Origin of the sequence: Priestia aryabhattai B8W22 (assembly GCF_000956595.1) — a bacterium.
Taxonomy (GTDB): domain Bacteria; phylum Bacillota; class Bacilli; order Bacillales; family Bacillaceae_H; genus Priestia; species Priestia aryabhattai.
On record NZ_JYOO01000030.1, the window covers coordinates 18307 to 30607 of the forward strand.

Here is a 12301-nt window from a genome sequence, read left to right on the forward strand (position 1 = left end):
ATTATCCCTCCTTCTTTTCTGATACCACGATTGTGATGTGGCTTGTGCGCTTGTTAATTTGGCTTGCACGTCCCATAGCGCGTGGACGGAAACGTTTTAAAGTTGGACCTTCGTTAACAAAAGCGTCAGTAATAACTAAATTGTTAGCGTCCATTTCATAATTGTGTTCTGCATTGGCAATAGCAGATTTTAATACTTTCTCAACGACTGGAGAAGCAGCCTTTGGCGTGTGAAGTAGCACTGCTAGCGCTTCACCCACTTGCTTACCTCGAATTAAATCTACAACTAAACGAACTTTACGAGGAGCAATACGTACTGTTCTCGCGACAGCTTTAGCTTGCATTTAAAAGCCTCCTCTCATATTAGCGTCTTGTTTTCTTATCATCACTTGCGTGACCTTTGTAAGTACGAGATGGTGCGAATTCACCAAGTTTGTGACCTACCATGTCTTCAGTAACATAAACTGGTACATGTTTACGACCGTCATATACAGCAATTGTATGACCAATGAACTGAGGGAAGATAGTTGAACGACGAGACCAAGTTTTTACTACTTGCTTGCTGTCAGTTTCGTTTAACTTCTCAATTTTGTTGATTAAATGGTCATCTACAAAAGGTCCTTTCTTTAAGCTGCGACCCATAAATGAACCTCCCTTCGTGATTGTCCTACGGTTCGTTTGAACCGTAGCTCAATCCCGTTATTTTTTACGACGACGAACGATAAATTTATCGGATTTGTTTTTCTTCTTACGAGTTTTGTAACCAAGTGTTGGTTTGCCCCATGGACTCATTGGAGACTTACGTCCGATTGGAGAACGTCCTTCACCACCACCGTGTGGGTGATCGTTAGGGTTCATTACAGAACCACGTACAGTTGGACGGATACCTAACCAACGAGAACGACCGGCTTTACCGATGTTGATTAACTCGTGTTGTTCGTTACCAACTTGACCTACAGTTGCACGACAAGTTGCAAGGATCATGCGTACTTCACCAGAAGTTAAACGTACTAATACGTATTTACCTTCTTTACCAAGTACTTGAGCAGATGTACCTGCAGAACGAACTAATTGTCCACCTTTACCAGGTTTCAATTCGATGTTGTGTACTACTGTACCAACAGGAATGTTAGCTAAAGGAAGCGCGTTACCTACTTTAATGTCAGCTTCAGGACCTGACATAACTTCTAAACCTACTTTTAGGTTTTTAGGAGCAAGGATGTAACGTTTTTCACCATCAGCATAATGAATTAATGCGATGTTAGCTGAACGGTTTGGATCATATTCGATTGTAGCAACGCGTCCAGGTATTCCATCTTTATCGCGTTTAAAATCGATGATACGGTATTGACGCTTGTGCCCACCACCTTGGTGACGAACAGTCAATTTACCTTGGTTGTTACGACCACCTTTTCTCTTGACAGGTGCAAGTAACGATTTTTCTGGTTTGTCAGTAGTAATTTCAGCGAAATCAGAAACTGACATACCACGACGACCATTTGAGGTTGGTTTATACTTTTTAATCGCCATCTCAATTTCCCTCCTTCTCTAGTAATCTTAAGCTTCGAAGAATTCGATTTCGTTGCTCTCTTGAGTTAGTGTTACTACCGCTTTACGACGACGGTTAGTAAGACCACTGTAGCGACCTACACGCTTGAATTTACCTTTGTAGTTCATGATGTTTACTTTTTCAACTTTTACGTCAAAGATTTTTTCGATAGCATCTTTAACCTCAGTTTTATTAGCTCTTACATCAACATCAAACGTATATTTTTTCTCAGCCATTAAGTCTGTTGAACGTTCTGTAATTACGGGGCGCTTAATAATATCACGAGGATCTTTCATTATGCAAGCACCTCCTCTACTTTTTCAACTGCGTCTTTAGTGATTACAAGCTTATCATGGTTCATAACGTCTAATACGCTTAAACCATTAGCTGCAACAACTGTTACACCAGGAATATTACGTGCTGAAAGTGCAACATTTTCGTTAAGATCAGCAGTTACTACTAATGCTTTGCGTTCTACTGTTAGGTTTTTAAGAACTGCTACCATTTCTTTTGTTTTTGGAGCGTCAAAAGAAAGAGCTTCAAGAACAACGATGCTGTTATCTTGAGCTTTAGTTGATAATGCAGACTTAATTGCTAAACGACGAACTTTTTTAGGTAATTTGTAGCTATAGCTTCTTGGAACTGGACCAAATACTACGCCACCACCACGCCATTGTGGAGAACGGATAGATCCTTGACGAGCACGACCAGTACCTTTTTGACGCCATGGCTTACGGCCACCGCCTCTTACTTCAGAACGATTTTTAACTTTAGAAGTACCTTGACGTTGAGATGCGCGTTGCATTACGATCGCGTCGAAAAGTACTTTATTGTTTGGTTCGATACCGAAAACGGCATCTTGAAGTTCGATCTCTCCAACGTTTTCACCGTTTTGGTTAAACAATGCTACTTTTGGCATTGGTTATTCCTCCTTTCTCGAAGAATTATTATTTAGATTTAACTGCAGATTTAACAGTAACTAGAGATTTTCTAGCTCCTGGCACGTTACCTTTTACTAATAAAAGATTGCGTTCTGCGTCAACTTTAACGATTGATAAGTTTTGCACAGTGATGCGCTCTCCACCCATGCGTCCTGGTAATAATTTACCTTTGAATACGCGGTTTGGAGCTACAGGACCCATTGAACCTGGGCGACGGTGGTAGCGAGAACCATGAGACATAGGTCCGCGAGATTGTCCGTGGCGTTTAATAGCACCTTGGAAACCTTTACCTTTTGAGATTCCTGTTACATCAATTACATCGCCTTCTGCGAAAATATCAACCTTGACTTCTTGACCAACTTCATATGCTGAAGCGTCCACACCGCGTAACTCACGGATGAAGCGCTTAGGAGCAGTATTAGCTTTAGTAGCATGTCCTTTTGCAGGTTTGTTAGATAGTTTTTCACGGATATCTTCGAAACCTAATTGGATTGCTTCGTAACCGTCTGTCTCAGCGTTTTTAACTTGAAGTACTACGTTAGCAGAAGCTTCAATTACTGTTACTGGGATCAAGTCACCATTTTCAGCAAATACTTGAGTCATACCGATCTTTCTTCCTAAGATTCCTTTGGCCATTAGTCACACCTCCTAAGTATCTTTTCATTCTTTATTTTAAATTAAAGTTTAATTTCGATATCTACACCAGATGGTAAGTCTAAACGCATTAATGAATCAACAGTTTGTGGTGTTGGATTCACGATATCAATTAAGCGTTTATGCGTGCGCATTTCGAACTGCTCACGAGAATCTTTATATTTGTGTACTGCACGTAGAATTGTATAAATTGATTTTTCAGTCGGTAATGGAATCGGACCAGATACAGCCGCACCAGAACGTTTTGCAGTTTCTACGATTTTCTCAGCAGATTGATCAAGAATTCTGTGATCATATGCTTTTAAACGAATGCGAATTTTTTCTTTTGCCATTATTTTCCCTCCTTTTTCGCCTATTTTACAATAGACATTCTCCGCGGAAATTTCCCCACACTCGCCATGGCAAAGCGGCCGGGTGTGTCGGCAACCTTCCGCATCATCGCAGTCAAAGACCAACATTTTTATTATACTAAAAATGGGTTCATATTGCAACAATAAAGTTAAAAAACTTTTTTATGTGTCGCACACTTTTTTCATTATATATAAAAGGAGATCATTTTGCAAGTGTAATAGTAAAAACTATCTTTACCTTTTATCACCAAATAAAAAAGGGAGTAGGTTACCCTACTCCCTTTACTGAAACGAGAAATTACTCGCTGATTTTAGCTACAACGCCAGCGCCTACTGTACGTCCACCTTCACGGATTGAGAATTTAGTACCTTCTTCAATCGCGATTGGAGCGATAAGTTCAACAGTCATTTCGATGTTGTCGCCAGGCATTACCATTTCTACGCCTTCAGGTAAGTTACAAATACCAGTTACATCAGTTGTACGGAAGTAGAACTGTGGACGGTAGTTTGTGAAGAATGGAGTGTGACGTCCACCTTCGTCTTTAGAAAGAACGTATACTTCAGCAGTAAATTTAGTGTGTGGAGTGATTGAGCCTGGTTTAGCTAATACTTGTCCACGTTGGATTTCTTCACGTGCTACACCACGAAGTAAAGCACCGATGTTGTCGCCAGCTTCAGCATAGTCAAGAAGCTTACGGAACATTTCTACACCTGTTACAGTAGTAGATTTTGGCTCTTCAGTTAAACCGATGATGTCGATAACGTCACCAACTTTAACTTGTCCACGCTCTACACGACCTGTAGCAACTGTACCACGACCAGTGATTGAGAATACGTCCTCAACTGGCATCATGAATGGTTTTTCAGTGTCACGTTCTGGAGTTGGGATGTACTCATCAACAGCGTCCATAAGCTCGATGATTTTAGCCTCCCAATCAGCTTCGCCTTCAAGAGCTTTAAGAGCAGAACCTTTGATTACTGGTACATCGTCACCAGGGAAGTCGTATTCAGAAAGAAGGTCACGTACTTCCATTTCTACTAATTCAAGTAGCTCTTCGTCGTCTACCATGTCACATTTGTTTAAGAATACAACTAGGTAAGGTACACCTACTTGACGAGAAAGAAGGATGTGCTCACGAGTTTGTGGCATTGGACCATCAGCAGCAGATACTACTAAGATACCGCCATCCATTTGAGCAGCACCAGTGATCATGTTTTTAACATAGTCAGCATGTCCTGGGCAGTCAACGTGTGCATAGTGACGAGTGTCAGTTTCATACTCAACGTGTGCAGTTGAGATTGTGATTCCACGCTCGCGCTCTTCTGGAGCAGCGTCGATCATGTCGTAAGCCATTGCTGCACCTTTACCACTTTTCTTAGCAAGAACAGTAGTGATAGCAGCTGTTAAAGTTGTTTTACCATGGTCAACGTGACCAATTGTACCGATATTGGCATGTGTTTTTGAACGGTCGAATTTTTCCTTAGCCATTCGAAAATCCTCCTTAAAATTCATGTAGTTTATGTTTTATGAGGCCGTGAAAGGGAATGAGCTCCTCTTTCACAGCGTACATAAGTAGTTATACTTCAATAAAGAGTGAAAATCAATTATTCACCTTTATTTTTTTTAATAATTTCTTCTGAAATTGATTTAGGAACTTCTTCGTAGTGATCGAAGTGCATAGAATATGTTCCGCGACCTTGAGTGTTTGAACGTAATGCAGTTGCATAACCAAACATTTCAGAAAGTGGAACGAATGCACGTACAACTTGAGCGTTACCGCGTGCTTCCATACCTTCTACACGTCCACGACGAGACGTAACGTCACCCATGATATCTCCTAAGTATTCGTCAGGGATAACAACTTCAACCTTCATCATTGGTTCAAGGATAGCTGGGTTACATTTTGATACTGCGTTTTTAAGAGCCATAGAAGCGGCAATTTTAAACGCCATCTCACTTGAGTCAACGTCATGGTAAGATCCATCAACTAAAGCAGCTTTGATATCGATTAATGGATAACCAGCAAGAACACCGTTTTGTAATGCATCTTCAAGACCAGCTTGAACTGCAGGGATGTATTCACGTGGAACTACACCACCAACGATTTTGTTCTCAAATTCAAAGCCTTTTCCTTCTTCGTTAGGTTCGAACTCAATCCAAACGTGACCGAATTGTCCACGACCACCAGATTGACGAGCGAATTTACCTTCAACTTTCGCACCAGCGCGGAAAGTTTCACGGTAAGCTACTTGAGGAGCACCAACGTTTGCTTCTACTTTGAATTCGCGACGCATACGGTCAACGATGATATCAAGGTGAAGTTCACCCATACCAGAGATGATGATTTGACCAGTCTCTGTATTAGTTTCCGCACGGAAAGTTGGATCTTCTTCTTGTAACTTTTGAAGAGCTGTAGTCATTTTATCTTGGTCAGCTTTTGATTTTGGCTCAACAGATAAAGAGATAACTGGCTCTGGGAATTCCATAGACTCAAGAATTACAAGACTCTTTTCGTCACATAGAGTATCACCAGTAGAAGTATCTTTTAATCCTACAGCTGCCGCGATATCTCCAGCGTATACTTCAGAAATCTCTTCACGAGAGTTAGCATGCATTTGTAGGATACGACCTACACGCTCACGCTTACCTTTTGTAGAGTTTTTGATGTATGAACCAGAGCTTAGTACACCAGAATACACACGGAAGAATGTTAATTTACCAACATAAGGGTCCGTCATAACTTTGAACGCTAATGCTGAGAAAGGAGCGTTGTCGCTAGACTCACGCGTAACTTCTTCTTCTGTGTCAGGTACGATACCTTGGATTGCTGGTACATCAACTGGAGATGGTAGGTAATCAATTACCGCATCTAGCATTAATTGTACACCTTTGTTTTTGAATGCTGAACCACAGATAACTGGGTAGAATTCAACGTCACAAGTACCTTTACGGATACCAGCTTTTAGTTCTTCAACTGTAAGCTCGCCTTCGTCTAAGTACTTCATCATTAATTCTTCGTCAAGTTCTGCAACAGCTTCTACTAGGCTTGCACGGTATTCTTCAGCTTGCTCTTTGTATTCCTCAGGAATTTCACGAGATTCTGAACGAGTACCTAAGTCATCTTCGTAGAAGTATGCTTTCATTTCCACAAGGTCAATGATTGCTTCGAAGTCATCTTCAGCACCGATTGGCAACTGAATTGGGTGAGCATTTGCACCTAAACGATCGTGGATCGTTTTTACAGAGTACAAGAAGTCAGCACCAATTTTGTCCATTTTGTTAACGAATACGACACGGGGAACACCGTACGTAGTCGCTTGACGCCATACTGTTTCTGTTTGAGGCTCAACACCAGATTGAGCATCAAGAACTGCCACAGCGCCATCAAGTACACGTAATGAACGCTCAACTTCAACAGTGAAGTCTACGTGTCCAGGAGTATCGATGATGTTAACGCGGTGACCTTTCCAAGAAGCAGTTGTCGCAGCAGACGTGATAGTGATACCACGTTCTTGCTCTTGCTCCATCCAGTCCATTTGTGAAGCTCCTTCATGAGTTTCACCAATTTTATGGATACGGCCAGTATAATAAAGAACACGCTCAGTTGTTGTTGTTTTACCAGCATCAATGTGAGCCATGATCCCAATATTACGAGTGTTTTCTAAGGAGAACTCTCTTGCCATCTTAGGTATTTCTCCTTCCATATTATAATTTGTTTTTTAAAAAGTTTCGTTAAAAGATTACCAACGGTAATGAGCAAATGCTTTATTAGCTTCTGCCATTTTGTGAGTATCTTCACGTTTCTTAACTGCAGCACCAGTGTTGTTAGCTGCATCAAGGATTTCGTTAGCTAAACGCTCTTCCATCGTTTTTTCTCCACGAAGACGAGCATAGTTTACTAACCAACGAAGACCTAAAGTAGTACGACGCTCTGGGCGTACTTCTACAGGAACTTGGTAGTTAGAACCCCCTACACGGCGTGCTCTAACTTCTAGTACAGGCATGATGTTTTTAAGAGCTTGGTCGAATACTTCCATAGCTTCTTTACCACTGCGCTCTTGTACTAAATCGAATGCTCTATAAAGAATAGCTTGTGACTTACCGCGCTTTCCATCAAGCATCATTTTGTTGATTAAGCGAGATACAAGCTTAGAATTGTAAATCGGATCTGGTAATACGTCTCTTTTTGCAACAGGTCCCTTACGTGGCATTCTACTTCCTCCTTTCACTTTTAAAAGTTTATCTATTAATTGTTAAGCTATTATTTTTTAGCTGCTTTTGGTCGCTTAGTACCATATTTAGAACGACCTTGCATACGGCCATCCACACCAGCAGTATCAAGTGCACCACGTACGATATGGTAACGTACCCCTGGTAAATCTTTTACACGTCCACCGCGGATAAGTACCACGCTGTGTTCTTGTAAGTTGTGACCAATACCTGGGATATAAGCTGTTACCTCGATACCGTTTGTTAAACGTACACGAGCATATTTACGAAGAGCCGAGTTCGGTTTCTTCGGTGTCATAGTACCCACACGTGTACATACACCACGTTTTTGTGGAGAAGATTGGTTAGTTTGAGCTTTTTTGAAGCTGTTGTAACCTCTGTTTAAAGCAGGTGAGTCAGATTTTTTACCTTTACTCACACGACCATTACGGATTAATTGGTTAATAGTAGGCATTTAATTTTTCCTCCTTTCGCCTTTTGTAAGACCACACATCCAGGTGGTTCATTTTTTAGCAAAAAACAAAGTCTTTGAAACTAAAAGTTCAAAAACGTGTTAACTAATAATTGCAACAGTTGCAGCGTTAACTTCTATCCTACAAGCTTGACCAAGCTTTCGCATAGAAGGGACATACGTATACGGAACGTTTTCTTGCTGTGCCGTTTTTGCCACAATGGATGTGACATAAAAATCAGCGTCTTCAGCAATGATGATTTCCTTTACTGTACCTTTTTTTAATGCTTTCACCGTCTGCTTTGTTCCTACAATAATATGATCAGCCTGTAATACTTTTTCATAAGACATTATCATATCCTCCAAAGTAACAGGTAGTTTATAGGAGCACCTTTGATATAGTATCATTCCCTAGAATGGATGTCAACTAACGTTTCGTAGTTTTTTTAAAAAACATCCATTCTAGAGTAATGATTTTATAATTAGTCGATTGTTACCGTTTCTTCAGCTTGGTTTTTGATCGGTTCAGCATTACGATATCTCGTCATACCTGTACCAGCCGGAACTAGCTTACCAATGATAACATTCTCTTTAAGTCCAAGCAACTCATCACGTTTTCCTTTGATTGCAGCATCTGTAAGAACACGAGTTGTTTCTTGGAATGATGCAGCAGATAAGAAGGAATCAGTTTCAAGAGATGCTTTTGTAATACCAAGTAATACAGGACGGCCTGTCGCTGGACGATTGCCTTCAAGTAATACTTTTTCATTAGCATCAGTGAATTGGTGAATATCAAGTAATGAACCTGGTAATACATCTGTATCTCCTGAATCCATTACGCGCACTTTACGAAGCATTTGGCGAACCATTACCTCTACGTGCTTATCTCCAATTTCTACCCCTTGCATACGGTATACTTTTTGCACCTCACGAAGCAAGTACTCTTGTACAGCCGTGATGTCTTTTACTTTTAGTAATTCTTTAGGATCAATTGAACCTTCCGTTAATTCTTGACCACGTGCAATGCGCTGTCCTTCAATAACTTTCAGACGTGCACTGTACGGAGCTGTGTAAGAACGAGTTTCAATCTCTCCTTGAACAGTAATTTCGTGCTGACGATCGCGTCCTTCAGAAATGCCGGCAATTGTACCTTCAATTTCAGAAATAACGGCTTGACCTTTAGGGTTACGCGCTTCGAAGATCTCTTGGATACGCGGTAAACCTTGAGTGATATCGTCTCCAGCAACCCCACCTGTATGGAATGTACGCATCGTTAACTGTGTACCTGGCTCACCGATAGATTGAGCAGCGATGATACCAACTGCCTCACCCACTTCAACTTCTGAACCAGTTGCAAGGTTACGACCGTAACATTTTTTACATACACCGTGGCGAGTGTTACATGTGAATGCAGAACGAATCCATACTTCTTCAACACCAGCATCCACAATTGTTTCAGCTAAGTCTTCTGTAATTAGTTCGTTTTCTTTCACTAACACTTCGTTTGTTCCTGGGTGAAGTACTGTTTTTCTTGCATAACGTCCAATTAGACGCTCATCAAGTTTTTCAATTTCTTCTGTTCCTTCTTTGATTGCAACAGCCAGAATACCGCGATCTGTACCACAGTCGTCATCACGTACGATAACGTCTTGTGCCACGTCAACCAGACGACGAGTAAGGTAACCAGAGTCAGCTGTTTTAAGAGCCGTATCGGCAAGACCTTTACGTGCACCATGGGTAGAGATAAAGTACTCTAATACTGTTAAACCTTCACGGAAACTAGATTTGATTGGTAACTCAATGATACGACCAGACGGGTTGGCCATTAGTCCACGCATACCTGCAAGCTGAGTGAAGTTAGATGCGTTACCACGGGCACCAGAGTCACTCATCATGAAGATTGGGTTGCGTTTGTCTAATGACGCCATTAATTTACCTTGGATAACGTCTTTCGCGCTGCTCCATACAGAGATAACACGGTCATAACGCTCATCTTCAGTAATTAAACCACGACGGAATTGTTTTAGTACATTATCTACTTTAGCTTGCGCTTCTGTTAAGATAACTTCTTTTTCTCCTAAAACAACGATATCAGCTACACCAACTGTAATACCAGCTTTAGTAGAATATTTGAAACCTAGGTCTTTCATGCGGTCAAGCATTTTAGATGTTTCAGTAATTTTGAAACGTTTAAATACTTCAGCGATGATATTTCCTAAGATTTTTTTCTTGAACGGTGCGATAGCCGGTTGATTCTTGATGAATTCCTTCACATCTGCACCTTTTTCAACAAAGTACTTCTCAGGAGTTTTCACTTCTAAGTTTTCTCTTGTTGGTTCGTTAATGTATGGGAACGATTTTGGTAAAATTTCGTTGAAAACTAATTTACCAACCGTTGTAACAAGCAATTGTTGATTTTGTGCTTCTGTAAACGTTTCGTTGTTTAAAGAACCTGCATACACAGCTACACGTGTATGAAGATGCACATAACCGTTTTGGTACGCTAATAGTGCTTCGTTCGTATCTTTGAACACCATACCTTCTCCAACTGCCTCTTCACGCTCAAGTGTTAAGTAGTAGTTACCTAATACCATATCCTGTGAAGGTGTAACAACTGGTTTACCGTCTTTAGGGTTCAAGATATTTTGAGCAGCAAGCATTAAGATACGTGCTTCTGCTTGTGCTTCCGCAGATAATGGAACGTGAACCGCCATTTGGTCACCGTCAAAGTCAGCGTTATATGCTGTACATACAAGCGGGTGAAGACGGATAGCGCGACCTTCTACAAGCGTAGGTTCAAATGCTTGAATACCTAGTCTGTGTAGCGTTGGTGCACGGTTTAAAAGAACTGGATGCTCTTTAATAACCGATTCTAATACGTCCCATACTTCAGGTTGCACACGTTCAATTTTACGCTTTGCACTCTTGATGTTATGAGCTAAACCGCGTTCAACAAGCTCTTTCATTACGAAAGGTTTGAAAAGTTCTAACGCCATTTCTTTTGGAAGACCACATTGATACATCTTTAAGTTCGGACCTACAACGATTACCGAACGTCCAGAGTAGTCAACACGTTTACCTAATAAGTTTTGACGGAAGCGACCTTGCTTACCTTTTAACATGTGAGAAAGAGATTTTAATGGACGGTTACCTGGTCCTGTTACCGGACGGCCGCGACGACCATTATCGATTAATGCATCTACAGCTTCTTGAAGCATACGCTTTTCGTTTTGAACGATAATGCTAGGAGCTCCAAGGTCTAATAAACGCTTTAAGCGGTTGTTACGGTTAATTACACGGCGATATAAATCATTTAGATCAGACGTAGCAAAGCGTCCACCATCTAATTGAACCATTGGACGAAGTTCTGGCGGAATAACCGGTAGAACGTCTAAAATCATCCAAGAAGGTTCGTTACCAGAATGACGGAAAGCCTCTAGTACTTCTAAACGTTTAATAGCACGTGTACGACGTTGACCTTGAGCAGTTTTCAATTCTTCTTTCAAAGCATCTACTTCTTTATCAAGATCGATGTCATGCAATAATTTTTTAACAGCTTCAGCACCCATTGCTGCATGGAAAGTTTGTCCGTACTTCTCACGATATGCACGGTATTCTTTCTCTGATAAGAGCTGTTTCTTTTCAAGTGGTGTATCACCAGCATCTGTTACTACATAAGAAGCAAAATAAATGATTTCCTCTAGCGCACGAGGGGACATGTCTAAGACAAGTCCCATGCGGCTAGGAATACCTTTGAAGTACCAAATATGTGAAACAGGTGCAGCTAGTTCGATGTGACCCATGCGTTCACGACGAACTTTTGCGCGCGTAACTTCTACGCCACAACGATCACATACAACACCTTTATAACGAACGCGCTTATATTTTCCGCAGTGACATTCCCAGTCCTTTTGCGGACCAAAAATACGCTCACAGAATAAGCCGTCTTTTTCAGGTTTTAACGTACGATAGTTGATCGTTTCAGGTTTTTTTACCTCACCGTACGACCAAGAACGAATTTTATCTGGCGAAGCTAGACCGATTTTCATATACTCAAAGTTATTTACATCTAGCAAGGAGCCTACCTCCCTTTTAATCTACAGGTTTTTTCCCTTAACGTTTATAT

General features: G+C 41.0%; 13 protein-coding genes. All 13 read right to left on the reverse strand.

Annotated elements, in window-relative coordinates:
* Position 1: 1 nt before the first annotated feature.
* Positions 2-343: a 50S ribosomal protein L22 gene (gene rplV, locus N178_RS20145; RefSeq protein ID WP_013054932.1), complete on the reverse strand. Its 342-nt coding sequence runs from the start codon at positions 341-343 to the stop codon at positions 2-4.
* Between the two features lie 19 nt (positions 344-362).
* Positions 363-641 carry a 30S ribosomal protein S19 gene (rpsS, locus tag N178_RS20150; protein WP_013054931.1) on the reverse strand — a complete coding sequence of 93 codons (279 nt, stop codon included), beginning with the start codon at positions 639-641 and terminating at the stop codon, positions 363-365.
* A gap of 57 nt (positions 642-698) precedes the next feature.
* Entirely contained in the window at positions 699-1529 is an 831-nt protein-coding gene (gene rplB, locus N178_RS20155) for a 50S ribosomal protein L2 (protein ID WP_013081374.1), read from the reverse strand.
* A gap of 27 nt (positions 1530-1556) precedes the next feature.
* Complete coding sequence (rplW, locus tag N178_RS20160) at positions 1557-1844, reverse strand: 50S ribosomal protein L23 (protein WP_013054929.1); 288 nt, start codon at positions 1842-1844, stop codon at positions 1557-1559.
* Positions 1844-2467, reverse strand: a complete 624-nt coding sequence (gene rplD / locus N178_RS20165; protein WP_013081372.1) for a 50S ribosomal protein L4 — start codon at positions 2465-2467, stop codon at positions 1844-1846. The genes rplW and rplD overlap by 1 nt, the downstream gene beginning before the upstream one ends.
* 28 nt (positions 2468-2495) lie before the next feature.
* Positions 2496-3125: a 50S ribosomal protein L3 gene (gene rplC / locus N178_RS20170; RefSeq protein WP_013054927.1), complete on the reverse strand. Its 630-nt coding sequence runs from the start codon at positions 3123-3125 to the stop codon at positions 2496-2498.
* A gap of 41 nt (positions 3126-3166) precedes the next feature.
* The gene (gene rpsJ, locus N178_RS20175; protein ID WP_013054926.1) at positions 3167-3475 is read right to left on the reverse strand and encodes a 30S ribosomal protein S10; all 309 of its coding nucleotides are present in this window, start codon (positions 3473-3475) and stop codon (positions 3167-3169) included.
* Positions 3476-3791: 316 nt separating this feature from the next.
* On the reverse strand, positions 3792-4982 hold the full coding sequence (gene tuf / locus N178_RS20180; RefSeq protein WP_013081371.1) for an elongation factor Tu: 1191 nt from the start codon (positions 4980-4982) through the stop codon (positions 3792-3794).
* Between the two features lie 116 nt (positions 4983-5098).
* On the reverse strand, positions 5099-7177 hold the full coding sequence (fusA, locus tag N178_RS20185) for an elongation factor G (protein ID WP_028412663.1): 2079 nt from the start codon (positions 7175-7177) through the stop codon (positions 5099-5101).
* A gap of 57 nt (positions 7178-7234) precedes the next feature.
* A complete protein-coding gene (gene rpsG / locus N178_RS20190) occupies positions 7235-7705 on the reverse strand; it encodes a 30S ribosomal protein S7 (RefSeq protein WP_013054923.1) in 471 nt (156 codons plus the stop codon).
* Between the two features lie 50 nt (positions 7706-7755).
* Entirely contained in the window at positions 7756-8178 is a 423-nt protein-coding gene (gene rpsL / locus N178_RS20195) for a 30S ribosomal protein S12 (RefSeq protein ID WP_013054922.1), read from the reverse strand.
* Between the two features lie 99 nt (positions 8179-8277).
* A complete protein-coding gene (locus N178_RS20200) occupies positions 8278-8526 on the reverse strand; it encodes a 50S ribosomal protein L7ae-like protein (protein ID WP_045294410.1) in 249 nt (82 codons plus the stop codon).
* A 131-nt stretch (positions 8527-8657) separates the two neighbouring features.
* Entirely contained in the window at positions 8658-12251 is a 3594-nt protein-coding gene (gene rpoC / locus N178_RS20205) for a DNA-directed RNA polymerase subunit beta' (protein ID WP_013054920.1), read from the reverse strand.
* Positions 12252-12301: the final 50 nt, after the last annotated feature.